This window comes from Candidatus Latescibacter sp., from assembly GCA_030692375.1.
Lineage (GTDB): Bacteria > Latescibacterota > Latescibacteria > Latescibacterales > Latescibacteraceae > JAUYCD01.
Map to the genome: position 1 here is coordinate 1 of JAUYCD010000110.1, position 23,969 is coordinate 23,969.

The following is a 23,969-nucleotide window of genomic DNA, read 5'->3' on the forward strand; positions in this document are numbered from 1 at the left end:
GTTACATTTTGTTTTTTAGTCGTTTAAGTCCCCCCTTGGGGGATTTAGGGGGCTGTAGTTTTGACGCTTACAAAAAGAAAATCCTTTTTTATGAATAATCCGGGTTAGCAAAAATGCAAAGAAAGTCTGAACCATGATTCATGGGATTTAAGGATTATCCTGATAGAAAGAAGCTTGAACAATGATTATTGGATTCAAGAATGTCCGCAATGAGGTATTTTAAAAAAAAATCAAACAAATCAGAGAATCACGCAAATCATGGTTCAGACAATCTTTCTCTTTGGACTGTCTTTTAATCTTTTCATCATCTTTTATCACAAGCATCACACGAATCATGGTTCAGACAATTTTTCTTTTGGGCTTTATTTTTACATTCTTCCCATAAACAGCGCAATGACAAAGAGGACCAGCGCCGCCGCCATCGCGATGGGGAGGCTCTTCTTGATGCTCTTGCCCCGTGAATAGATGCCGATGGCCGCCGGGATGGTGCTTCCGCCCAAAAGACCGACGGCAAAAATGATGCCGAATGTGCTCCCGTAAAGACTGGGATCCATCTTGGAAAAGGTTACCCCGACAATGGTGGGGAAAAGCGGCCCGAAAGCCAATCCGGTAATTACCACCGACAGCACCGCAACAGACTTGGAACCGGTGGCAATCATGAGGCCGATGGAGACTGCGGCGACAACCGCGAGAACAGCGATGACCATGACGCCGTTGGCTGGTGTTACAAATTGTGAAGTTACCAGACGGGCGACCATAAGCCCGATCCAGAACGAGGACAGAACCATGCTTGCCCCTTTGGCGTCAAAACCCTCGTCTGTGGCATAGGTGGTGATCCATCCACCCATGGAAACCTCCAGGCCGATGTAGCAGAAAAGGGCAAGAGCGGCGATGATGACAGCAGGATTTGCAAGAAGCCCGAATGCATTGCCTACCGCACCGGCCAGGGTGAGACCGGACTTCTGGACTGCCGGATAGGAGGCCAGAATCGCCAGGACAACCGGAGCGAGGAGAACGAAGGCGATAATGGTGCCGGTGGGTTTGTATCCCAGGCGGTTGAGGAGCATTCCTACCAGGAAGGGGGTGATGAATGCGCCGATCCCGAAAAACACATTCCCGAAATTCGATGCGGCGGCGGGATTGCCGGGGAAAAGCACCATGGGGATGAGGGTGTTCCCCAGGTTAAGGCACATAGCCCCGATGCCGAGCAGAATGCAGGAAAACACCGCCATGCCGTAGGATTTCGAGGAAACCAGCATGAACACCGCGACGAATCCCACGAGAAAGCCCATGATCGCGATGGGCTTGTAGCCGAATGTATCGACCAGCGGGCCGAATGCCAGCACCACGAAAATGCTGGTGAACATCAGCGCTGAGAATAGTTTGCCAAACCGGGCGTCATCGATGTTCAATTCCCTGACCAGGTGAAGTTTAAATGCGCCGAGCACGGAAAACGCTATTCCCAGCCCGAAAACGCTCATAAGCGCAACAGATTGAATCATAACATCTCCTTTTTAGCTGACAGCGTTCAGCTTACGAAAGACCACGTTTTGACATCTCAAAATAAGTATTGAAAACCTATATTCCGAGTATCTTGCGGTTCATGGCTTCATCGGCGCCGGTTCCGGCGAAATCGTCGAACGCTTTTTCCGTGGTGCGGATGATATTACTGATGATGAATTCGGCCCCTTCACGGGCGCCATCCTCCGGGTGTTTCAGAGCGCACTCCCACTCGAGAACCGCCCATCCCGGATAATCATACTGGGCCAACTTGCTGAATATGCCCAGAAAATCCACCTGGCCGTCGCCCAAAGAGCGGAAACGCCCCGGACGGTCGATCCAGGACTGGTAGCCGCCATACACGCCCGACCGTCCGGTGGGGTTGAACTCTGCGTCTTTCACATGGAAAGCCTTGATGAATTCATGGTAAATGTCAATGTAGGCCAGGTAATCGAGCTGCTGGAGAACGAAATGGCTCGGGTCATAGAGCAGGCAGGCGCGGGGATGATTGCAGGCCGCCTCGCGGAACCGCTCGAATGTGACCCCGTCGTGAAGGTCCTCGCCCGGGTGAATTTCATAGCACACATCAACACCGGCTTCATCAAAGGCATTCAGGATGGGAGTCCAGCGCCTGGCGAGCTCTTTGAAACCGGTCTCCACCAGTCCCGCGGGACGCTGCGGCCAGGGATACATGGTGTGCCAGAGGAGGGCGCCCGAAAACGTGGCATGAGCGGAAAGTCCCAGGTTACGGCTTGCTTTGGCGGCGTATTTGAGTTGGCTGACCGCCCATTCGGTTCGTGCTTTGGGATTGCCGTGAACCTCCGCCGGTGCGAATCCATCGAACTGTGTATCGTAAGCCGGATGCACCGCCACCAGCTGCCCCTGGAGATGGGAAGAAAGCTCGGTAATCTCCAGCCCCAGATTTTTCAGCTTTCCCTTCAGATCATCGGCGTAGGTTTTGCTCTCCGCTGCGAGCTTCAGGTCAATGCACCGCGCATCCCACGATGGCAACTGCACGCCGACAAAGCCGAGGCTTGCCGCCCACCGGCCGATGTTTTCCAGAGTATCGAAGGGAGGCTTGTCCCCCATGAACTGGGCGAGGAATATTCCGGGACCTTTTATTGTTCTCATGGCGCGCTCCTTGTTAAAAGATTAGGCACAAAGGCACAGAGTTAAAAAACGGTTTCATCGTTCCCGCGAAACGGCAACAAGTTCGGCATGACTCGTATCATTCTGAACTTGTTTCAGTATCTAAACACTCAAAACATGCGCAATTATTTATGTCGTCATGTATAATGCATCATGGTAATCCTTGAATCCTATAAATCAAGGTTCAGATTTTCCTCATGAACTTTGCGAGAGATAATTTTTTCTTCTGGCTCCTGACTCCTGGCTCCTGACTCCTGTCTTCTTTCTTTTATTCCTTGAGCTTCATCCATTTCCTGTCGCTGCGAGAGGCTTCCACAACGGTTTCGATGAACGCCATCCCCCGAACGCCGTCCCTGACTGTCGGAAAATCCAGGTATTCAGGTTTCGGCTCTACGCCCTCAATGCTGGATTTCAGCGCCAGAATAAAATTACGGTAGATATTGGCGAACGCCTCGATAAATCCTTCCGGATGTCCGCCAGGCAGGCGGGTGTTGAATTTCGCACGGTCTGAAAGGTAACCGGCGGAAGCGCGGTAAATTTCCATCGGGCGGTCCATCCATTTGACAATAAGGGTGTTCGGCTCCTGCTGCGCCCATTCAAGACCGCCTTTTTCACCGTAGACGCGGATGCGGAGGGCATTCTCCTCCCCCACGCTGATCTGGCTGGCGTAGAGGATCCCCCGCGCGCCATTTTTGAATCGGAGAAGGACATTGCCGTCGTCATCGAGCGGGCGGCCTTCCACAAAGGTGGTGAGGTCGGCGCATAGCTCGCTGATCTTAAGCCCGGTGATGTACTCGGCAAGGTTCTCGGCGTGGGTGCCGATATCGCCCATGCAGCCGGCGATTCCGGAGCGTGATGGATCGGTGCGCCAGGTGGCCTGCTTCTGGCCGGTGGCCTCAAGCTGGGTTGCGAGCCAGCCCTGAGGATATTCCACTACGATCTTGCGTATTTTCCCCAGTTTTCCGGCGGCGACCATGGCGCGCGCTTCCTTCACCAGGGGATAACCGGTGTAGTTGTGGGTCAGCGCGAAAAGGAGGCCTGTTTTCTCCACGACAGCTTCCAGTTTTTTGGCCTCATCGAGGCTGAACGTCATAGGCTTGTCGCAGACCACCGGGAACCCGTTTTCCAGCGCCATCTTCGCCGGCTGGAAGTGCATATTGTTCGGGGTGACGATGGAGACGAAATCCATACGGTCGCCCGCCGGGCGCTCCTTTTCACGGAGGATCATCTCTGCAAAAGTACCGTATACCCTTTCCCGCGGCAGATAAAGCGCCTCGCCGGATGCGTGCGAGCGTTCGGGAGTGCTCGAAAACGCTCCGCACACAAGCTCGCATTCGCCGTCCAGAGCGGCAGCCATGCGGTGCACCGCGCCGATGAATGCGCCTATGCCGCCGCCGATCATGCCATAGCGAAGTTTTCGGTTCATTAGGTTCACTCCTTTCCACATCCTTGAAAGTCAAACCCCGCGTACCGTAGTTTTTCAAGTACAAAGTCTCTAACTTTTTCGGCTTGCTTTACTGCTTCAAGTGTTTCATCAAGAGAGGGCATATAAAAATCGTCGGGATAGCGCAATTCAGTTGCGTAGAGAGTGAGACTGTCAACAGCGGGGGTGTCAATTTCCGAAAAAGAAACGTCTAAATCCCTGCATTCCCTTAAAATGCGGCCGATATTATGCGTCTTTTCAATTTCTTTTCCATAAAACACCAAATATCCTTTCAGATATTTTTCCACGCACTGCTGCATATGGAAACAGATAGTATCTGTGGCAGGATTATCTGATAGTATCTCATCTTTGCCTATCTTCAAATCGTTATCAGCTTTTTTAAACCATAACAGAGCTGTTTCTGACTGAAACTTCATACGGATACCCCGTGTTTAAAAGCATAATATGTCACTTTTCCGGTATCAAATTTGTCCTTTTCAAAATCAGGCTCGCTCTTGATCAGGATATCGGCATCGATCCTTTGTCCCACCAGTTTCCTGTTAATATTCAGCCAGATATCCGTCTTTTTCTTTCGTTCCAGAGTATCCTTAGAGACCACGATGAAATCCCAGTCGCTTTCGGGACGTGCATCTCCGCGGGTGCGGCTTCCGAAGAAAATTATTTTATGTATTTCAATTCCGCGGGCGGCGAATTCATCGCGAATCACACCCACAACAAAATCTCTGATAGCTGTTTCGGTCATAGTTTTCCTATATCACATGATAGAAAAGAAATGCAATGTTACGTATAAAACATCTCTTCCCGTAATATTCATTACATCTACACTTTCCCGGATATCATTCACTTCGGGATAGATACCGATCTTTCCCATCGAAGCTATCGGTTCATCGTGCCTGTTCCGAAAAGGTCCGGTCTTTTTTACTTTGGCACTTTGGCACTCAGGCACTTCGGCACCCAGGCACTTTTTTTTACACATGCCACGGGCTCCGCATCGCCCTGTCTATCATGCGTTCAGCCTCCGGGTCGCCGACTATCTGCTCTCTGGCAGGGTTAAATTTGATCTTACGGCCAAGCTGCATGGAGATATTTCCCAGGTGTGCTACCGAAACGGCTCGCTGAGCGTGCTCTATGGGCGCAATGGTCTCCTTCCGGGAGCGGACGCAGTCGATGAAGTTCGCATAATGGTTATTTGACCGGTAAAGGTGCGTTTCGTTCGTATCGATTATTGAAGTTATTACATTTTCCGGCTGAGAGGCGATTTCACCCCCGCGGGCGACCCAGAGCCAGCCCTTGTCGCCTACGAATTTCACTCCGTTGCGGAGCGGCTTGCCGTCCACTTCCGCCTTGTCGTTCATGACGATCATGGTGAAGCCCACGGCGTACCGGCACTGGAAGTGATAGCTTGTCGATGCGTTCCAGAGACCTTCGCGGGGAAATTCACCCTTGCCCTCGACCTCGACAGGACCGGTGTGCTCTGTTCCCATGCCCCAGTTGGCGATGTCCACGTGGTGGGCGGCCCAGTCGCTGAGCTGCCCGCCTGAGTAATCGAGGATCCAGCGGAAATTCCAGTGGCAGCGTTTCTCGGTATAGGGCGCCCAGGGGGCGGGACCGAGCCAGAAATTGTAATCAAATCCTTCAGGAACCGGCATCTCCGGCGCGGGCTCATTAAGCGGGCTCCCGGTGGGCAGGCCGACATACACGGTGTGCACCTTCCCGATGCGGCCGTTGCGCACGAGCTCGCAGGCGTCATGGAAATTCTTTTCCGAACGCTGCCAGCTCCCGGTCTGCCAGATGACTTTGTTGCGGGCCACGGCGTCGCACATGGCCCTGCCCTGGGGAATAGTTAGCGCGAGAGGTTTTTCAGCGTAGAGGTCCTTTCCGGCGTTTGCTGCGGTGATGGCGGGAATGGAATGCCAGTGATCCGGCACTGCTATGGAGATGAAGTCGATGTCCTTCCTCCCGATGATCTCACGGAAATCGTGGATAAGGTCGCAGCCCTTGTATGTCCCGGACGGAGATTTTTGAGCGTAGGCATCTTCGACCGTTTTCTTCCCCACCTCAGCCCGCTTCTGGTCCAGATCGCAGATCGCCAGCACCTGGACATCCTCACGTTTGAGGAACTCCTTCATGTTCGTGGTGCCCATGTTCCCGACGCCGATCTGGCCCATGGTGAGCCGATTCGAGGGAGCGTTCTGCCCGAATATGGTCGAGGGCACAATCATGGGCGCGCCGATTGCTGCTACGGCCATGCCCTTTACAAAATCGCGGCGTTTTATCTTTCTGGTGTCCATTTTATTCTCCTGTGGGATTATCTGCTGTCGGCAGCTTGGAGAACCGTGAGGTCCTTAAGCGCGGTCTCCGCGGTCTTTCGCACTATGGGAAAGGCGCTGGACTTCGCCTCGATGAGTATGGCCTTTGCTTTCGAGCCGCCGATTTTACCGATGGCGGAAACCGCTGCGGCGGCGAGTTCCTCGTTCTCCCCTCCGGCGATTCGGTTCAGAGCGGAAATACTATCCTTATCCTTACGGGCGCCGAGCGAATTGATAAAACCGATGAAAAACAGTTGCTTTTCAGCGGGGAAACCCCCCGATTTGAGCGCTTTTTCCAACGGAGCGCGTAATGCCTGAGCCGCCTTTTTATCGGGGTTCCGTTCCAGTGCATACCTCGCCATATCCCCGTACTTGGGGTCGCTTTCCAGCAGCTTCGTCAGCGCGGGGATGGATTCCTTCGTCCCCAGGAGCCATAGCTGACGGCAGATGAAATCCCTGCACTCATCGGTGGCTTCCGGCATCCCGAGTACCTGCGCGAACTGCCGCTCCAGATCGAGCCGCCCTCTGCCGGTTGACGAACGCGCCATATCCTGCACTGCGGTGAGCGGTTCGCGGCTGTCGCCGAACCTGTACTGTAAGATTTTCTGAAGCTCCGGCGCCAATATCGCCGCCTGCGCAGGGGCGACAATTCCCGCGGCAAAGGCTGCCGTCATCGCGGCGATCGAAACTGTTTCCTGCTTTCCACCCATGGTAAACTCCCTTTTAAAAAGTAGTTATCAATATATATGGCGACTTTTATTATTGCATTCAATTTCAAAATAGATGCCGAAACAAGTTCGGCATGACACGTGTCATCCTGAACTCGTTTCAGGATCTAAATACTAAAAAATTCGCATTTATTTATGTCGTCATGAATAATACCGCCGGTTCAATACTTCCGCACACTCACCCGAACGGCGGCGGGGAAATCTGCCGGGATTGCGGTATGCCTGACCTTCCCGGTGGCGGCCCACTCGGTTCCGCGGAGCAGGGTGGTTATAAACCCGACACAGCTCATGGAAGAGCCGTCATGGCCGAGCGCTGTATGGAAAACCCGCCCTTTCCCGTAGCGGATGGTCATCAGCATCGGTTCGTCCTCTCCTGTGCCCCCGGTAGAAGTATCTGAAAACGCGGTGGCCAGCACGGTCAGGTTCTCGGCGGGGCCGCGAAGACGGTCGTAGAGCTCGTCTTTGGCATGCATCCATTCACTGGGCAGCCCTTTGGTTATCGGGTGGTTCGAATCGCGGAAGGTAATCTTGTACTCATGCTGTTTGCCGTGAGAGCCGCCCCGCCCCGTGGTATTATCCCGGACGAATTTACCGTTCCGGAAACGGATATACGGCCCGGCCTTCTCGTCACGGTTTCCCCAGCCGCCCAGGCCGATCATTTTGTTGTATTCCGGCCATTCCGGAAAGGAATTGTCAGCGGCATGAACAATCACAAGACCGCCTCCGTTGTTCATGTATTTAACCAGGGCATCCTGTGTTTTTTTGGGCCAGGGATCGCCATTATAATTCAAAAGCGCCACCGGATAGGCAGCAAAATCAGGATTGAAGCTGCTCATGTCAGCTTTTGCAGGGGACGAGGTAGCTACATCGACTGTGAAAAATCCGGAATCTTCCAGTATCCATTTCATCACCGGGGTGGTCGATTTCCAATCATGGTTGTTCTGGCCGTCTATGATCAGCACTTTGAGAGGAGGGGATTGAGCCGCGCACGCTCCGGCAAATCCAAAGGCGGCAGTACATCCGGCGAGAAGAAAAGGAATAGTGAGATGAACAAGGGGAGTTTTCATTACGTTCTCCTTTTTTTAAAAAAGCAGAATATTGCTGTTTATAATATGACCGGAAGGGATAAATGGCAAATGGAAAAACAGGCCGGGGGGGAAAAAAAGGGATTCTATGAAAATAATCCCCCCTTGCCCTATACAGTGACAAAGTAAAAAAAGAAAAGGCACAAAAGCAAAGAGGGTCAAAGGAAAGAAGAAAACCTAAAGTTCAAAGACCAAAGAGAAAGATGGTTTAACTTTATTTCTTTGCTTTCAGCGCCTTAAGGGTTCTTCCGGCCTCGATCCGCACCTCATAATTGCCGCTGGAATCCTTGTGGGCGTCGTGCTTTTCCAGGTATTCGAGAGGGGCAACAACTGAAGAATCACCGAAATATGCCAGGGCGCTTACTGAGTAAATACGCACATTCACACTGGAGTCTTTGAGATTGACGGCCAGAAGGTCTTTTATACGGGTGCGGTACTGGGGAGAGAAAAAAGCACCCGTTTTATCGAGCTGGAACATCTTGCCCAGGGTCAGAGCTGTTCTTCCCCGGGCATCCGGACTGGTACTCTTGAGGGAATCGGCCAGCTCGGGGACAATTGCCGACCCCATTAACAGAAATCCCTGGGGAACGTAAGGGATTCCGCCGCCTTTGACCGAGCTCATGACATTGAGAAAAAGCGGTTTGGCGCTGACATCTCCGGTCAGGCTGAGAATTTTCAGAATATCCATGAGGTTCCAGCGCTGGTCTTCCGGGATGCCTAGCTCGTTCCATGCGCATTCGATGAGGGGGGCAACCGCAGGTTTCAGACTTTCCTTGCCATTAGCCTGGTACATCTTCGACAGCTTGGCCAGAATTTCGGCCGCTGCGTCGTGATCTCCGCTTTTCAGCTTCTTGGCGTCGGCGGAAGTGAATGCCTGAGCGCCGCCGCTTTTGGCGGGGGCGGCAAATCCGGCTGACGATGCGCTGAAAAGAAAACATGCCAGGAAAATACCTGTGATCGATACACTGTACAGCAGATTTTTTCGCATGCTCATACTGCTCTCCTTGAAATGAAACATATAAATACAAGAGCTTGTTCGAATGTAACTGATACCTTATAATCTTTCATCCAGAGATGTCGAAATATAACCAAAAATATCGCAGTAAAGTGAGCCAATTGCAAAAGTCGTTTTATATGTAAAAAAGAAGGCAAGTTGTTAACTACAGCCCCCTATCCCTCTATCCCTTTCCCCCTGAATGTGGCAAGGGAAGTCATTGCCCCACAGTCGCTTCCTGCCCCCTCCGGGGGAAGGATGTCCGAAGGACACGGGGTCCCCGCTCTTACGAAGTACGTGCGGGGTGGATTGAAGGGGGCTGCTTCCAACAATCTCGACTTTTGCAATTAGCTCGTAACAAAGATTCTCTGAACCATGATCCATGATTCCATATTCATCTGCTTTTTTTATTCATCATGGCCAGCGACTTCTTGATCTCGGGGATCAGGACCGAGAGAACGAGACGTTCGAAATAGTTTATCATCGTGGCGGAAAAGAGCAGACCGACGATAACCCAGCGATACGGGTCGTAGGTGATTTTCTCTTCATTCAGCATTGACAGGTGCTCCGGATTTGGATGTATATGAATGGTTTGTGATTGGGAGTTATGTTTTATGATCCCTTGAAACAAGGAAATAAATGAACAGGAATCCCAGCGGATGCAGAATCCCCATCAGGATGAAAATGGGCACGTATCCCAGATAGGACACGATATAGCCCACCGCAACAGTGGAGAGGAACAGGCCGCCCACTCCCCCGGTGAACGTGGAGAGTCCCATAATCGAGCCGACCGCTCTGGTGGGGAATTGATCGGCGATCAGGGCGAACAGGTTGGCGGCCCAGCTTGAGTGCGCCCCGCAGGCCAGGCTTACCAGGAGAACCACCCCCCATACATCGGGAACTGCCACCGCCAGCGCGGAGAAGGGCATGCACATGACGGAAATGAACATGACGAGCTTGCGCGCCCCGATCTCCGGCCAGCCGCGATGTATGAGATACCCGGAAAACCAGCCGCCGAGGTTTCCCAAAAGGATTGCCAGAATGTAGATAAGCGGAACCGCCACCGCGATTTCCCTGATATTGAGTCCGCGCTGGGAATTGAGATAATTGGGCAGCCAGAAGATGTAAAACCACCAGACCGCATCGGTTAAAAACCGGGCCAGCATGATGCCCCAGCTTTTCCGGAGCCGGAGAAGGTCGCGCCAGGGCATGGATTTCGCGGCAGTCTTTCCCGGATGAGATATATCTTCGGGTGATTGAGGAGGATTTCGGAAAAAAAATGGCCAGAACGCCGCGAAGAGAAATCCGCTCAATCCCATGGCCAGAAAAGCCCAGCGCCATCCAAGGTACAGGGTGAAAAACGCGATGATGGGCGCCCCGGTGATCATGGCGATATGGGGGCCGCTGTTGAAGAGCGAGGTGGCCAGCGCCCGCTCCTTCCGGGGAAACCATTCGGAGATGGCTTTGATGGCGGCGGGGAAATTCCCGGATTCGCTGACTCCTAAAAGGCCGCGCCATACCGCAAGAGAGGAGATTGAGCCTACAGTGGCATGCATGGCCGCCGCAAACGACCAGGAAATAATGGAGAGCAGGTAACCGAGCTTTGTCCCGGCCCAGTCGATAAATTTGCCTGCGGCCAGAGAGCCGAAAGTATATCCGAACTGGAAGAAACTCAGTACATAGGAGTACTCGATGTCGGTAATGTTCAGATCCCGTTTTATTTCCGGAATCACTATCGAAAGCACGATACGGTCGAAATAATTGATCGTGGTTGCAAAAAAGAGGAGTGAAACGATGACCCAGCGATAGGAGCTAAAGGATGTGCGGTTGTTTTCCTGCATGGTTTATCCTGATTAATACAGCCCCCTGATGCACCCCGACTTTTACAAAGCAAAAGCCGGGGACCCGCATCCCCCAAAGGGGGACTTAACAGACTGAAAGACAAAGCAAAAACATAATAATCATTTGACAACAAGAACGCAAGAAAATCCGGAAAAAGAAGAGTACTCTCATCCCTTCACCGAAACCGGAGCCGCCGGTTTATGTGAACGGCGGGTCCGCGCCATGTGAATGGCCATGCCTCCCACGATTAAAAGAAGTCCCTGAAAAGCATAGAATGGAATGGGAATTCCGAGGAACAATTGAAAACAAAGGAGAGTCATGAATGGCACAAGATAGAGCACCCCGGTGAGGAGAGACACATCATCGGTGGAACCCTGCGCGGTCAGCCAGAGGAAAATTCCCAGGACATTGGTGGCAATACCGTTGTAAAGGGTTCCTGCAATTTCGACAGCGCCAGAGGGGAGGGAAAGTTCTCCTCTTACGGAAAGGATAAGGAGCAGCGCTGCAGCGCTGTACCCGTGGAAATAGAACAACGATGTTACACGGTCGAAGGCGGTTTTTTCGGAGAGGACACAGAACAGTCCGAATGAAGCCCCGGCGCCCAGGGCGCACAGGTACCCGCTGATATAGGAAGGCATAAACGCGGTGAAAGCGCCCCCTGATACGATAAGCGCCGCGCCGGAAAAACCCAGTATAATCCCGAAGAGCTTGGTTAAACCTGCTGACTGTCCGAGAATGGGAATGGTAAACAGGGCGATGAAAACCATGTAGGTGGATTGAAGGACGCTTGCTTCCGGGACCGGCGAGGTTGAGTAAGCCGTATATTTCATAAAGAAGTATCCACCGAAACCGAGAAGCGAAATGATGACGAGCCTGGCATGGTCCTGAAGGCGATATGAAAACAACTCCCCGGCTCTTCCATGAAAGATAAGGTAGGCCAGAACACCCAGCGCCCCGCACACACAGCTCCAGGCGCCGAACTGGAGCGGGGAGAGAGATCTGAGTGTCACCACCTCAACCGTGCCGCCAAAGCCCCACATAAAAACTACCAGTGTTACATACATCCAGATGTGAAAGGGGATAGGTGATCGAGCGGGATGGGTATGACCGTTTATGTCTGAACCATGATTCATCGGATTATATGATTACCATGATTGAAAGAAATCTGAACATAGAGAGGCTTTTTCAAAAAAAGGATAGGAAGGGGGCTGCATCAAACAATCTCGACTTTTGCAAATAGCTCTTGATTTATAGGATTAAAGGATTACCAAGATGCTGAAAAAAATCAGGTTAATCCCTTAATCGAGTGAATCATGGTTTAAACTGTCTTTTCATCATCTTTTATCACTTGAATCACACGCATCAGTGGTTCAGACAGTCTTTCTCTTTGGGCTTTGGGCTTAGACTCTGTTACTTCTTTACCTCAAATCCCACTATTTCGCCGGCGCTTGAGTAGTTCACTGCGGTAACCTGTTTGACTGCTTTTCCGCCGGCAGCTTTCGAATAGAGCGCGTTAAGGGTATCGAGCGAAGGCGCCGGCCCGGCGAAGACTTCAACAGTGAACTGAATTATTTCCTTGGCGGCGAGGTCCTTGCGGCCGACCACCGTATTATGAATATCCACCCAGGCGTTGCAGAGCGCGAAAACAGATTGCGCCCCAACTGAGGGCAGCCATTCTCCCCTGCGGTAGAGGATGTTCCCTCTCGCAGGGCTGCTGCCAAGCATCCAGACAGTGCCGTCCGCGCTGTCCGGGCAGCGGCTGACACCTTGTTCCCTTGGGCCGTAGGTGGAATAGTAACTGGGACGGTCATTTTCGATTACCGTTTTAAACCTGCTCGACCAGGCCCCGGTGCCGACCCGGTCGAAAACGCCGTCCTTGTTCAGGAATACGACATCACGGTAATGGAAAGTCCGGCGGTAGACATTATCGAACGGGTAGAGATCGCAGTATTCCACCGAACTCCAGCGTTTTCCGTCATCAAGAGGAGTGAAGTCAGCCCGGATGCCGAATGTGATGCGTCCTGGATTATACTTTGCGGTTACTTCATATACGGAAAGCCCCGTGCCCTGCATGTTCACTCCGGTATAGATGAATTGAAGAGATCCCGGGCCGTTTTCCGTGATTGAGAATCCGCGGGTGTGATTCATGAATGTGTCGTTGTTTACTCCGTTTCTGACCCAGTAAAGAGGCAGTTTGGCCATAGCATAGTCTTCCTTGCCGGGAAGGGTTGCCTGATATATCTCCCCCGTGGTCACGTGGAAACGGAAGAGCGGTTTGGCAGTACAGGCTTCTGTCCATGCCTCATAGGTTTCCAGGTCGGAATACATCTGGTACACAAACTGCATCCCCGGACTGCGGGTAAGGGTCACCGTGGTTTTTATTCCTTTTCCCGCGGTGAATGCGACGCCGCCATACCGCGCTGGACCGGTTGTATCTTTGAGCATGGGTACCATCGGGTCCTCGATACGGTCGCCGTCATTGAACAGCGCAAAAGAAGCCTTTTCACCATTCACCTTGATTCCGCAGGCGCTCTTTCCCTGTAGATTCCAGAGCCGCATATATATCGGCAAGTCATAATTTCCGGAAGTATTATCGAAAACAACTTCAGTGTCTCTCCCTTTGGAATCTATCTCATACACCCCTTCGATTTCGTTGTAATATTTGAATTCACCGTTCTTCACCTGCGGTTTGATCGGATTCTGGTGGGATTTCCAGTCTTCTTCCGCTTTCATTGAATTGGCGCCCAGGAAGACAGCCATGATACCGTTCAGAGCGGTATAGGAACCCTCCGGCACTTTCAAGCTGTCGCCGTTCAGCCAGAGAAAGTCCAGCCCCTGCACTCCGCTTGCTGAATAGTGCGCGAGCATGCCGGAGCCGGCGCTTCGTTTCCAGCTCAGAGGATTTCCGCGCTGGGAGATCCAGGCAGGCCATTTTTCATAGAGCTCGTCGGTCTCGGGGTTTTTGTCGATTTCGTTCAGATAAAGGTAGGTGGGATACTGGCCGCGCAGCCATCCTATCTTCGTCGAGAACCGCTCGGAGTTATTCAGCAGGATGTTGAACCCGTTCGGATCATCCCCGAAAGGCTCAAATCTCACGTTTTCCTTGGGTATAACCTGTGAGCCTTTCAGGAGCAGCTCGGCATTGCTGCCGGGAACAGCCCCTTTCAACCCCGCGCTTACGATCGTGCCGCCGCCGCTTTCATAATCAAGGAACAGGCTGGGAACCAGGAAGACCCGCTCGCTGTAAACATATACATCAAGGGTGCCGCTGCCATGGGGTATGCCGTCCTGGGACATCATGCTGAAATAAGCCCTCGCGGCCACCCGGCCCGGTCCCTGATCGATGATCTGAATGCGGGCGGCGCTGTCGAAAGCCTGATCAAGCTCGATGGAATGTCCTCCGCTCCGGATGACCGCATGCAGTCCGGCATACATCAGCACCGCGCCGGATGTATCGATTTTCTTTTCCACGCCGGTTGACTGCCCGATCATGTAAATGGACATGCCGTTCGAGCCATCGAGCACAACCACGGTGTTCTGGCAGGAAAGAATGTGGAATTTACCGCTATGGACCACCGGGGCAGTAACTGCTGGATAGGGAACGGGAAGATTTGCCGCGAGAACAGGAGAAAAGCCAAAAGCCCAGAATATAAAGCCTAACGTGAGAAGACAAGGATGAAGTATGAAGGATGAAGGATAAAATGATCGCCTAAAGCCCAAAGTGCAATACCTTAAGAAGAAATTAAAAAAATCAGCAGCTAACGAAGCGGTAAGCCCGGAGAATTTGAACAGGGGTGATTTCATGGATTTCCTTTCCGAGAATATTCTATAACTTCGAAGTCCGATCCCTTCAGCCTCCGCAACAAGATATGTGTGCAAAATAGTATCATTATGAAAAGCTGTCAAGCAAATAATTGGTTTAAAGAAACCTTTGAAATACTGTTCCTCGCAAAGTCCGCAAAGTTCGCAAAGAAAAAATACTTGTTTCAGTAATTTTTATTGTATTCTCCCGCATACAAAGCTTGGGATATCTACCTGAGCATGAGCCAGTCCCCGGACTTTTCAAAAACATAGCTGTACTTCCGGCCCTCTTTCTCAAACGCCACTGTCAGATTCCCCGCAGAATCGAGGTTCCGCCGGACCGATGTGGTTATAAGCCGGGCTTCACTGTCGTCCTTCACCGGGAGAATCACATGCGCCGGGACGGTTTTCCCGCTTGAAGCCTTGACCACTGTTCCGTTATAGGGAATCGATACCACCTGCGATTTCTTAAACACCGCCATGTAGGTGTGGTGATCCGGCCGGAAGGAGAACGCCCCGTCCATAACCGGTATAAGCGCCATCGTTCCGCTCCTGCCTGAAATCAGGGTATAGCCGTCTTTGACACTCTGGGTGCATTCGGAATGGAATCTGGCCTCTATTTCAGCGCCCGGCTCCGACATGACCTCGTCAAGGACGACTGTAACCGCTGGTTTTTCAAGGATGATATGACGGCGCCAGCCTTTGAGCTCCTTCCGGGGATATGCTTTCGTCGGGTCCATCAGCACGTAATCGCGGGAGGTTCCTGTCCGGAACTCCAGAATTTTCCCGCCAATGCCGAGATCGAACGGTTTGTCCTTCAGTTTTCCGGGTATCTGCTGTTCGCCGTTCACGAATATGAGGTTGTGACCGGCGCTCGATGCATACGGTGTATCGTATTTTTTCGGGCCGAAATACAGCTCGTCATACTCGCCTGTGCCGAGATCGCGAATATATGCTTCGCCGCGCCAGTATACCATGAACTGGCCGACATCGAGATGCCCGTGGTGCGGGTCGTCGTTTCGCCCGGCTTTGCAGGCGACCATGACTTTTTCAGGGTCGGTGAAATCGCTGCGCATGACCGCCCAGCCTATCGTTCTGAACTGTTTCGATGCCTGTGAAGGGAGCTTGCCTTTAACCCGGGCAGTCGGCCAGATGATGTCAAGGATATCGGACGGTTTGCCGTAGAGGTTTTCCAAAAGCCAGGCCGCTTCAGGGTTGCCGGTCTCTATGACTATTTTGTTGATCAACTGGCGCGACCCGATAAGTCCGTTGCCACCCGAGTCGGCGAAATTCACAAACTTTCCCGGTGGGACATGGAGATAAAGAGGAAAATTGACCGGATCGTCTTTGAATTTCGGATGATGAAAGAGGTTGTATGCGCCGCCGGTGAGCCTGCTTAAGGCTGCATTGAAAAGCATCGGCTTATTGAACGTGTGGCTCCAGTAGCTCCCGCCTTCTGCCCAATCGCCGTCCAGACCGACTTCGTCAAAGGTTCTATTGATGCGGTTGTACGATTCGGTGACGACATCGACAAGCTGTGGGCTTTCGGTAAGCATGGCGAGCGACGCCAGTCCGACACCGTTGCAGCACCATGCGCACCAGATGCAGCGATAGGCGGTGGCCCACCAGTGCAGGTCCCAGTTCCCCCTGACCCGCGAAACGGCATGGCTCAAAAGGCCGCTTCTGATCCAGTCCCGCTGTTCGCGGGTAAGCGCCGGATAGAGCCAGTCATAAGCGCAGGCGAGCATTGCGGCGGTGTCGCTGGTCACTATCTCGTATGTGAACATGACCTGGTCGTCGGGAACGTTCCAGGGCATGACACGACCGTAGACGATGGGAAACTGGTGCGCCCGGAAAACCCAGGTGGGCGTATCGCAGAGTTCCTTTACAAATTCGAAAGCTTTCTCCGCATATTTTCGCTCGCCGGTCATCTGGTAAACGAATGCGAGGTTATAAGCCGCCGTCCGGTAGCTGTACAATATGGTGATGAACTCGCTGCCACCGGTGTTGTCGAAGAGCTGAGGGCCTTTGTCTTTAGGCTGCGGGGGCATCGGGTCCACAGGGGTATAGAGGAGACGGTTCGCTTCGGCAAGGAGACGCGTCATGATGTCGCTGCATTCCGGGTTTCCCTTGATACGGGCGATGATTGCCGGTTTTTCCTGGTCGCTGAAGATAAGGTAGGGATGCTTAAGGTTCTTTTCAAGAGCGCCGGAGACATCGTTTTGTGTTACCTCGGTATGGGCGCATGGGGTGATGAGAAGAACAATAAGAATGAACAGCGCCGCTTTTGTCATGAGCATGGTACACCCTTTCATGTAATTCAAGTTATTGATATTTTTGCTCCGGTGAGTAAAGAGTGACATCGGATGACGCCATGCCGAACTTGTTTCGGCATCTATTCCAAATATTGGTGTCAATATTTATTCGCCGGAGCAATAGTGATAAGAAGATCGGTAAAAAAAGGTGTTTATTGATCAGATAGACCCTGAAACGAGTTCAGGGTGACACGTGCAACTGAATCTGGAAAAAAGTTTCATTCTATCTTCTGTCTTCTATCTTCTGTCTTCTGTATTCTGTATTCTGTATTCTGTATTCTTATTTTCATCCTTCATCCTTCATCCCTGCCTTTTCTTCCCTGCCCTCTCGAAGATTTTCCCGATGAGATCATCGAAAGGGATTCCCGAGGCCGCCGCCTGCCGTACAAAAATCCCTGAGACAGGCGAAAGGCCCGGCAGCGCATTTACTTCCAGCAGGAAAGGGACGCCCTGCGAGTCGGTGCGGAAATCCAGCCGGGCGTAATCACGGCAGCCGAGGATATGCCAGGCTGAAAGCGCCATGTTTTCCAATTCGTTGGCGTCAATACCGGAGGGAGACATGTCGAGCATATCGGTTTCACAGCGTTTGTATTCGAAGCTGAAAAAGGGAATCCCCTCCTCGTGTCCGAGCAGCACCTCGCAGGTTCGCAGCACGCCGGGAGGATCGTTTCCGAGAAGGCCCACACAGAAATCACGGCCTTCGAGATATGGTTCCACCAGAGCAGGCTGTTCATACTTTTCGATGATGACGCCGATTCTCTCCCGAAAGGAATCCATGCCGGACACCAGGGATTTTCCGCAGATTCCGCGGCTGGAACCGTCGCAGTTTGGCTTTACGAATGCCGGAAACCCGAAAGGCGGCGGAGAGAGAGGGATGTCGCGGCATACGATGAAATCGGGGGTACGGATACCTGCGTCCCGAAGGATATGTTTGGTCAGTGCTTTGTCCATGGTCAGGGCCATTACTGCCGCATCTGAGCCGGTACAGGGTATCCCCAGCATGGAGCAGAGCACAGGGACGAAAGATTCCCGGTCACGGCCTCCCCAGCCCTCGGCGATGTTGAACATCAGGTCGGGCGGATCGCTCGCCAGCCGGGAAAGGAGCATCGCGTCGCAGGGAAGGGAAACCACATCCCCATAGGCGGAAAGCGTCCGGGCAATCGCTGCGATGGTTTCCGGAGTCTCATATTCGGCATGAAGGTCACTGTTTTTGAAAGAGGGATCCTTTACGTTGTATGAAAAACCGATCCTGGTCATGCGCCCTCCAGACCGGCGCAGTATTCGCCGATGAGCTTAAGCGCCCGGCGGAAGGAATCCGGCTCCTGGCCGAGATTGATCCGGAAGTGGCTCTCCGTTTCGAATGTGCTCCCGGGCAGAACGAACACACCGTGTTTTTCCATGAGTCCGCGCGCAAATACATCCGATGATATTCCCTGCTTAAAGGCGGGAAACGCCACCGCTCCGGCTTCCGGCAATATGAGAGAAATGCCGTCGGTTTCCTTCACCATTCCTTCCAGCGCGGCAAGATTCCTTCGCAGAGTCTCCCGGTTCGGCTCGATGAACGCGGAAACATGTTCAAGCGCAGCCGCTGCCAGAAAATCACTTACCGGCGAGAGGGTGTGGGTCAGGTAGTCGCGGAAATCGCGCACTTTGGCTATGAGTTTTTCCGGAGCGGCAATCCACCCCACCCGCAGCCCTATCACCCCGAAACACTTGGTCAGAGAGCCGGCGGCGATCACATTTTCATCGGGACGGGCAAGCGTCCTCAGGGGACTTTCACCGTTCAGGGGTAGAAAGCGGTAATGCTCATCGGAGATAACTGTTGCTCCGTGGAATGCGGCTTTACGTATTACAGTTTCTGCTGCATCTTTCGGGAAAAGCCGGCCGGAAGGATTATGCGGGGTATTGATCACCACTACTCCCGTTCTGTCGTCTATCATCCGGCATATCTCATCCGGATCGGGCAGGAAACCGCTCTCCGCCCGGAGCAGGTAAAATCGCAGTTCTGCCCCAAGCGCCCGTGGAACCTCATAAAGCGCCTGGAATGAAGGCAGTGGAACAACCGCCCTGGAGCGCCGGTTCAAAAGGAGATTGAACAGGATAAAAAGGGCCTCGCTCGTTCCGGTTGTGACCGTTATCTGCTCGAACCCGATCTTTTGATGGTAAGTCGAGAGGATGGCGCGGCGGAGACGGCCGCTTCCACGGGTATCGTTATCTTTGAGAACAAGGGACGCCAAAGAATCCAAACCAAGACCGCACCGTTCGAGAAGCGCACCGACCGTGCAATCCGGCATCCCGCTCTCACCGAGATTGTAGATGCAGGTATCCTTATAGGATGCGAGCCAGTCTTCCATGATAAAACGGCGTATATTCACAGTAAAACCTTTGGTTAAATCTCTTGTTTCCACAAAAATCTTTAATTTATTCTCTCGCAAAGTTCGCAAAGTCAATAAAGAAAGGAAAAGACAGGAAATTCGAATGTATAACTAATAATTTATGGTATCTAAGTAATTTTAACATACTGCGGGAGAATACAATAAACATTTTTGAAACAAGTATTTTTTCTTTGCGAACTTTGCGAACTTTGCGAGAAACAGTATTTCAAATGTTTCTCACAGTGTAACTCCAAAAGACAATTGAGCGAGAGCTTCATTCACTCTCTCATTCAGTGGCCTCGAATCCTTTTCTGCCATGCGCTCCCTCCATTTTTTAACACATTCGCAGGAGTCATAGTCGAGAGATTCCCTGTCGCGGAAGATATTATACCGGTTCAAGAGGCCGTCGATCAGACGCTCGGTGCAGCGGGGACAGCCGTGGGGAATGCTCTGGGGGAGCGGCATGTGCAGGAAAGGGCTGACATAGGGTCTTATCTCCGGTACCACGGCTCTCAACACCTCGTAGAGAGAATACAGAGAGGGAAGCCGGAACAGCCCCCGTCGGCAGAGTAATTCGGTAAGCGTGTACCGCTGGATGGTCAGCGGCTCGATGTGAATTTCATCCGCTCCCAGGTCACGGGCGCAGCGGATGGAACAAATGGAATCCTCCACCGCTTCCGCCTCAGTGAGAAACGGAATTCCGAGAAGAATATAAATCTGGATTTCGGCGAAAGGCTTTGCTTTCTCCACCGCACGGCCGATTTCATCACGGGTGCAGCCCTTGTTGATACAAAGATTCCGTTTTTCATCATCCGCGGTTTCCAGGCCTATGGCGATGGAAAGGCTCTTCCCGGGACCGAGCACATTCCGGAGATCGCCTATCAGATTTTCAAACACATATTCTGCCCTGCTCTCCAGAATTATTTTTTGAACGGAAGGGAAATTCCGTATCTCCCGGAGAATATTCCGAAGCGCTTCGGGAGGCAGCTCCCCGGGATTGAGCACGGAACCTGAGTTATAGAGCGAGATGATACGGATCCGGCTGAGATCATATCGGGCAATTTCGCTGCGGAATTGGGCCAGGAATTCTGCCGCCGAAGGCATTTCACCGCGGGTGGTGCCTGCGTAATGTCCGCACATGGAGCATCCGCCTCCACAGTTTACCCAGGTGCATCCAGGACTGCGCAAGGTAATCACCAGGCGTTCGGCCGGGAGTCCGTGGATATAACCGGTGCGGATATCGGATGATGCCGCTCGATCCCACGCATATCGAACCGCAGGAGTGGAGATCCGTAGAGAATGCAGAACATCCTGAAGGGATCCATATACAGTATTGGTCGGATTATCCATCATGAACCAGTGGCGGATTGAATCAGTAGGCGATCAGAGATTGTATATTGTAGCCGTCGAGCTTTTCCCTGCCTTTGAGGAAACCGAGTTCCACCACAAAAAACACTCCGACCACTTTCGCGCCGGTTTTTTCCACCAGCCGCACAGCAGCCTGCATGGTTCCTCCTGTAGCCAGGAGATCATCGATGAGCAGCACCCGGTTGCCTTTTCCGAAGGCATCCGTGTGCATCTCAAGAGTGTCCGTGCCGTATTCGAGGAGGTAGGTTTCCCGGATGGTTTCGTAGGGAAGCTTGCAGGGTTTACGTATCGGCACAAAGCTCACGCCCAGTCTATAGGCTGCGGCGGCGCCGAAGATGAATCCCCGCGCTTCTATGCCGGCCACACTGGTGATATGGAGATTTTCAGCCGCTTTGACAAGACGGTCGACAGTTTCCCGGAAAGCCAGGGGGTTTTTCAGAAGAGGGGTAATATCTTTGAATATGATTCCCGGTTTCGGAAAATCAGGTATATCGCGGATAATCGATTTCAGGTCCATCATCTCTCCATTTCAGAATTCTATGCCAAAACTGGTGTAGTAGTTCGTGGGTTCAACCCAGTCAACCTCCAGATCGGAAACGAGGCCAAACCGGGGCCCCTCTTTCACCACCGCCACAAACTCATCTAAAAGGTCTTTCTGTCCCTCGGAATGGATTTCGACAGAACCGTCCTCACGGTTCCTTACCCACCCTTTGATGCTGTAACGGGAGGCCTGATCCCGTACAAAAAAACGGAAACCAACCCCCTGCACCCTGCCTCGGACAATCATATGAACCGCATGTATCAAGGTCTGAGGCATTTTTCCTCCATGCCGAATCAGCGCCGATATCGTATATAAAAAACAAAAAACGGTGATTTTTGGCAAGTTGTTTTTCGCAGGAGATGTTTCGTATATTATTACAAGGACAAAACACCAACTCTCAGAGATGTGTTTTCAGATAAAATGAAGAATGAATCGATCGTGCCGCACAAAGTGCCATCTGCCGACCTGCACCGGAAATCTCCCTGGATTTTTCTTATAAGCCTGGCAATTTCCCTGGTTTTGACTGTGCCGCTTTTGTTTTTCCCCTTTTACGGTCAGGAGAGCGGAGGGAAAAAATTCACACCTGCTCCGGTGATCATCATGCTTCAAAATATTCCGGAAACCCGCCAGGTGTTGCGTACCCCTGCGCCTCCGAAACCTTTCATTCCAAGCGCACAGCCCATCGCTTACGAAAAGGCTGTCGCGCCGGAGGCTGTCACCATACCGGACACAAAACTGGAACAGGAGGCGGTTCCACAGGCGCCACCGGCCCTTCTCGTCCCGGACAAGGGAGGAGCGGACACCCTGAAGAGCGCCGCCGCCGAGGAAAAATCCATCTACAAATACCTTGAAGTGAAAGAACCCCCCCAGCGCATCAGAACGGTAGTTCCGGAATATCCGGAAATGGCTTCCCGCGCCGGGATAGAGGGCACTGTATATCTCAAGGTGCTGGTGAACAGCAAGGGACTGGTGGATTCAGTGGAGGTTCAGCGGGGGCCGAAAATATTCCAGAACTCAGCAATCAAAGCCGCACAGTCTACTACATTTGCTCCTGCCCGGCAGAATGATAAAGCGGTGGCCTGCTGGGTGATTCTTTCATTCCGTTTTGTCAGGGAAAACAAGCAGCCCTAACGCTTAATCCGTGTAGTTTATGCCACATATTTGCCGTCGCGGGTACGACCGTTCTTGGTCAGGTCATCTGATGCGATACTGCCGTCCAAAATATGAACGATACGGTTCGCGTGTTCGGCGATGTAAAGCTCATGGGTAACCAATATTAAGGTGTTGCCCTTCTCATGCAGTTTCTCAAATATTCCCATGATCTCTTCACCGGTTTTGGAATCCAGATTCCCGGTCGGTTCGTCCGCCAATACAATGGAAGGATTATTTACCAGCGCACGGGCCAGGGCCACTCTCTGCCTCTGCCCGCCGGAAAGCTCATTGGGGCGGTGATTCATGCGAGACCCAAGGCCGACGGAATCGAGCGCCGTTTTCGCCATTTCATCGCGGACATGCTTTTTAACACCGGCGTAAATCAGCGGCAGTTCCGTGTTATGCAAAGCGTTGGAACGTGAAAGGAGATTGAAATTCTGGAACACGAAACCGATTTCCTTGTTACGGGCTTCGGCGAGTTCATCATCGGACATCTCCGAAACCTTCTTGCCGTTCAGGATATAAGTTCCAGCCGAAGGTGTATCCAGGCAGCCGACAATGTTCATAAGTGTGGATTTCCCCGATCCTGATGGTCCCATGATGGCTACATATTCATTCTTCTCAATTGCCAGATTAATTTCCCGGAGTGCGTGAACCGTTTCTCCTCCAACCTCATAGTTCTTGTTGATGTTTTGCATTTCAATTAACATGGCAACTCCCTGCTCTTTTTGATAATCAAAAACAATACTCGATTTTTTCACATATTAGACAAACTTGCCGGTATTTTAGTTTAATTAGGAAGTATACTCAATTTCCATCGTTTTTGCAAAATAGATTATGACGACATAAATAATTGCGCATGTTTTGAGTGTTTAGATCCTGAAACGAGTTCAGGATGACACGTGTCATGCCGAACTTGTTGCCGCTTCTCGGGAACGGTGAAACCGTTGCCGTTTCTCGGGAACGGTGAAACCGTTTCGGCATCTAATTTGAAAAGAAACGCAATAAAATATATTTCACATTGCCTGTTCACCGCTGACCGGAGCCGGACATTCTGCAGCAGAGGATACTGTTCCGGGATTAGTTTTCGGGGAAGATGCCATTTCTTTTGAAAAATACTCTTCATAGAGATGACGCTCCCGCTCACGGTCGGCGGCGGTCAATTTCCAGTAAACGAGTAAGGCCAGCCCGGCGCCAAAAAGAATGAAACCGACAAGCTGAAATACAGGAGAATTTGGTGTTTGAAGGTAATAAGAGATAATTGCCGCAAGACCCAGTGCGGTTAAAAGCAATCCTCTCAGCAGGTTTTTTTCCCCGGGATAGCTTGGTGTTGAAACGATGGGGTTTATTCCCTTGCGAATCATCT

Annotated in this window: 22 protein-coding genes; 1 reads left to right on the forward strand and 21 read right to left on the reverse strand. The window is 52.0% G+C overall.

The features are described from left to right. Positions 1 to 368: 368 nt before the first annotated feature. From Q8O92_07030 to Q8O92_07120, 19 genes are all read right to left on the reverse strand, one after another. Positions 369 to 1,502, reverse strand: a complete 1,134-nt coding sequence (locus Q8O92_07030) for an MFS transporter (protein ID MDP2983064.1) — start codon at positions 1,500 to 1,502, stop codon at positions 369 to 371. A 76-nt stretch (positions 1,503 to 1,578) separates the two neighbouring features. Continuing rightward, entirely contained in the window at positions 1,579 to 2,631 is a 1,053-nt protein-coding gene (locus tag Q8O92_07035; GenBank protein MDP2983065.1) for a sugar phosphate isomerase/epimerase, read from the reverse strand. A gap of 286 nt (positions 2,632 to 2,917) precedes the next feature. After that, the gene (locus tag Q8O92_07040; GenBank protein MDP2983066.1) at positions 2,918 to 4,075 is read right to left on the reverse strand and encodes a Gfo/Idh/MocA family oxidoreductase; all 1,158 of its coding nucleotides are present in this window, start codon (positions 4,073 to 4,075) and stop codon (positions 2,918 to 2,920) included. A gap of 5 nt (positions 4,076 to 4,080) precedes the next feature. Next, positions 4,081 to 4,509 (reverse strand): HEPN domain-containing protein, encoded by a 429-nt coding sequence (locus Q8O92_07045; protein ID MDP2983067.1) that lies wholly within the window; start codon positions 4,507 to 4,509, stop codon positions 4,081 to 4,083. Then, entirely contained in the window at positions 4,506 to 4,835 is a 330-nt protein-coding gene (locus tag Q8O92_07050) for a nucleotidyltransferase domain-containing protein (protein ID MDP2983068.1), read from the reverse strand. Before Q8O92_07050 ends, Q8O92_07045 begins: the two co-directional genes overlap by 4 nt. Before the next feature lie 226 nt (positions 4,836 to 5,061). Further along, entirely contained in the window at positions 5,062 to 6,384 is a 1,323-nt protein-coding gene (locus Q8O92_07055; GenBank protein MDP2983069.1) for a Gfo/Idh/MocA family oxidoreductase, read from the reverse strand. A 17-nt stretch (positions 6,385 to 6,401) separates the two neighbouring features. Continuing rightward, entirely contained in the window at positions 6,402 to 7,112 is a 711-nt protein-coding gene (locus tag Q8O92_07060; GenBank protein MDP2983070.1) for a HEAT repeat domain-containing protein, read from the reverse strand. 179 nt (positions 7,113 to 7,291) lie between these two features. Beyond that, entirely contained in the window at positions 7,292 to 8,197 is a 906-nt protein-coding gene (locus Q8O92_07065) for a ThuA domain-containing protein (GenBank protein MDP2983071.1), read from the reverse strand. A 232-nt stretch (positions 8,198 to 8,429) separates the two neighbouring features. Then, the gene (locus tag Q8O92_07070) at positions 8,430 to 9,209 is read right to left on the reverse strand and encodes a HEAT repeat domain-containing protein (GenBank protein MDP2983072.1); all 780 of its coding nucleotides are present in this window, start codon (positions 9,207 to 9,209) and stop codon (positions 8,430 to 8,432) included. Positions 9,210 to 9,603: 394 nt separating this feature from the next. Beyond that, positions 9,604 to 9,765, reverse strand: coding sequence for a hypothetical protein (locus Q8O92_07075; GenBank protein ID MDP2983073.1), 162 nt, complete (start codon positions 9,763 to 9,765; stop codon positions 9,604 to 9,606). Between the two features lie 49 nt (positions 9,766 to 9,814). Beyond that, a complete protein-coding gene (locus Q8O92_07080) occupies positions 9,815 to 11,050 on the reverse strand; it encodes an MFS transporter (protein ID MDP2983074.1) in 1,236 nt (411 codons plus the stop codon). 168 nt (positions 11,051 to 11,218) lie between these two features. Then, the gene (locus tag Q8O92_07085) at positions 11,219 to 12,115 is read right to left on the reverse strand and encodes a DMT family transporter (GenBank protein ID MDP2983075.1); all 897 of its coding nucleotides are present in this window, start codon (positions 12,113 to 12,115) and stop codon (positions 11,219 to 11,221) included. 346 nt (positions 12,116 to 12,461) lie between these two features. Further along, a complete protein-coding gene (locus tag Q8O92_07090; GenBank protein MDP2983076.1) occupies positions 12,462 to 14,627 on the reverse strand; it encodes a hypothetical protein in 2,166 nt (721 codons plus the stop codon). A 455-nt stretch (positions 14,628 to 15,082) separates the two neighbouring features. Further along, the gene (locus tag Q8O92_07095) at positions 15,083 to 17,152 is read right to left on the reverse strand and encodes a heparinase II/III family protein (protein MDP2983077.1); all 2,070 of its coding nucleotides are present in this window, start codon (positions 17,150 to 17,152) and stop codon (positions 15,083 to 15,085) included. A 315-nt stretch (positions 17,153 to 17,467) separates the two neighbouring features. Further along, positions 17,468 to 18,424 carry a hypothetical protein gene (locus Q8O92_07100; protein MDP2983078.1) on the reverse strand — a complete coding sequence of 319 codons (957 nt, stop codon included), beginning with the start codon at positions 18,422 to 18,424 and terminating at the stop codon, positions 17,468 to 17,470. Next, the gene (locus Q8O92_07105; GenBank protein ID MDP2983079.1) at positions 18,421 to 19,542 is read right to left on the reverse strand and encodes an aminotransferase class I/II-fold pyridoxal phosphate-dependent enzyme; all 1,122 of its coding nucleotides are present in this window, start codon (positions 19,540 to 19,542) and stop codon (positions 18,421 to 18,423) included. The genes Q8O92_07100 and Q8O92_07105 overlap by 4 nt, the downstream gene beginning before the upstream one ends. Before the next feature lie 237 nt (positions 19,543 to 19,779). Further along, positions 19,780 to 20,895 carry a hypothetical protein gene (locus Q8O92_07110; protein MDP2983080.1) on the reverse strand — a complete coding sequence of 372 codons (1,116 nt, stop codon included), beginning with the start codon at positions 20,893 to 20,895 and terminating at the stop codon, positions 19,780 to 19,782. Between the two features lie 19 nt (positions 20,896 to 20,914). Next, the gene (locus Q8O92_07115) at positions 20,915 to 21,430 is read right to left on the reverse strand and encodes an adenine phosphoribosyltransferase (protein ID MDP2983081.1); all 516 of its coding nucleotides are present in this window, start codon (positions 21,428 to 21,430) and stop codon (positions 20,915 to 20,917) included. A 9-nt stretch (positions 21,431 to 21,439) separates the two neighbouring features. Further along, positions 21,440 to 21,727, reverse strand: coding sequence for an acylphosphatase (locus tag Q8O92_07120; protein ID MDP2983082.1), 288 nt, complete (start codon positions 21,725 to 21,727; stop codon positions 21,440 to 21,442). 162 nt (positions 21,728 to 21,889) lie between these two features. Here Q8O92_07120 and Q8O92_07125 point away from each other — a divergent pair, with 162 nt between their 5' ends. Next, on the forward strand, positions 21,890 to 22,582 hold the full coding sequence (locus tag Q8O92_07125) for a TonB family protein (GenBank protein ID MDP2983083.1): 693 nt from the start codon (positions 21,890 to 21,892) through the stop codon (positions 22,580 to 22,582). Positions 22,583 to 22,599: 17 nt separating this feature from the next. On the opposite strand, the gene Q8O92_07130 is transcribed toward Q8O92_07125, so the two are convergent. Together Q8O92_07130 and Q8O92_07135 are read right to left on the reverse strand one after the other, a co-directional pair. Beyond that, complete coding sequence (locus Q8O92_07130) at positions 22,600 to 23,313, reverse strand: ABC transporter ATP-binding protein (protein ID MDP2983084.1); 714 nt, start codon at positions 23,311 to 23,313, stop codon at positions 22,600 to 22,602. Between the two features lie 306 nt (positions 23,314 to 23,619). Further along, positions 23,620 to 23,969, reverse strand: a 350-nt coding sequence (locus Q8O92_07135) for a hypothetical protein (protein ID MDP2983085.1), incomplete at its 5' end; no start/stop codon positions are given.

Excerpts from the sequence above, each read along its gene's own strand:
- Q8O92_07100 (MDP2983078.1), bottom strand. The coding sequence starts at position 18,424 with ATGACCAGGATCGGTTTTTCATACAACGTAAAGGATCCCTCTTTCAAA.
- Q8O92_07120 (MDP2983082.1), bottom strand. The coding sequence starts at position 21,727 with ATGCCTCAGACCTTGATACATGCGGTTCATATGATTGTCCGAGGCAGG.
- Q8O92_07080 (MDP2983074.1), bottom strand. The coding sequence starts at position 11,050 with ATGCAGGAAAACAACCGCACATCCTTTAGCTCCTATCGCTGGGTCATC.
- Q8O92_07040 (MDP2983066.1), bottom strand. The coding sequence starts at position 4,075 with ATGAACCGAAAACTTCGCTATGGCATGATCGGCGGCGGCATAGGCGCA.
- Q8O92_07130 (MDP2983084.1), bottom strand. The coding sequence starts at position 23,313 with ATGTTAATTGAAATGCAAAACATCAACAAGAACTATGAGGTTGGAGGA.
- Q8O92_07115 (MDP2983081.1), bottom strand. The coding sequence starts at position 21,430 with ATGATGGACCTGAAATCGATTATCCGCGATATACCTGATTTTCCGAAA.
- Q8O92_07070 (MDP2983072.1), bottom strand. The coding sequence starts at position 9,209 with ATGAGCATGCGAAAAAATCTGCTGTACAGTGTATCGATCACAGGTATT.
- Q8O92_07055 (MDP2983069.1), bottom strand. The coding sequence starts at position 6,384 with ATGGACACCAGAAAGATAAAACGCCGCGATTTTGTAAAGGGCATGGCC.
- Q8O92_07030 (MDP2983064.1), bottom strand. The coding sequence starts at position 1,502 with ATGATTCAATCTGTTGCGCTTATGAGCGTTTTCGGGCTGGGAATAGCG.
- Q8O92_07110 (MDP2983080.1), bottom strand. The coding sequence starts at position 20,895 with ATGATGGATAATCCGACCAATACTGTATATGGATCCCTTCAGGATGTT.
- Q8O92_07035 (MDP2983065.1), bottom strand. The coding sequence starts at position 2,631 with ATGAGAACAATAAAAGGTCCCGGAATATTCCTCGCCCAGTTCATGGGG.
- Q8O92_07095 (MDP2983077.1), bottom strand. The coding sequence starts at position 17,152 with ATGCTCATGACAAAAGCGGCGCTGTTCATTCTTATTGTTCTTCTCATC.
- Q8O92_07045 (MDP2983067.1), bottom strand. The coding sequence starts at position 4,509 with ATGAAGTTTCAGTCAGAAACAGCTCTGTTATGGTTTAAAAAAGCTGAT.
- Q8O92_07075 (MDP2983073.1), bottom strand. The coding sequence starts at position 9,765 with ATGCTGAATGAAGAGAAAATCACCTACGACCCGTATCGCTGGGTTATC.
- Q8O92_07060 (MDP2983070.1), bottom strand. The coding sequence starts at position 7,112 with ATGGGTGGAAAGCAGGAAACAGTTTCGATCGCCGCGATGACGGCAGCC.
- Q8O92_07085 (MDP2983075.1), bottom strand. The coding sequence starts at position 12,115 with ATGTATGTAACACTGGTAGTTTTTATGTGGGGCTTTGGCGGCACGGTT.
- Q8O92_07050 (MDP2983068.1), bottom strand. The coding sequence starts at position 4,835 with ATGACCGAAACAGCTATCAGAGATTTTGTTGTGGGTGTGATTCGCGAT.
- Q8O92_07065 (MDP2983071.1), bottom strand. The coding sequence starts at position 8,197 with ATGAAAACTCCCCTTGTTCATCTCACTATTCCTTTTCTTCTCGCCGGA.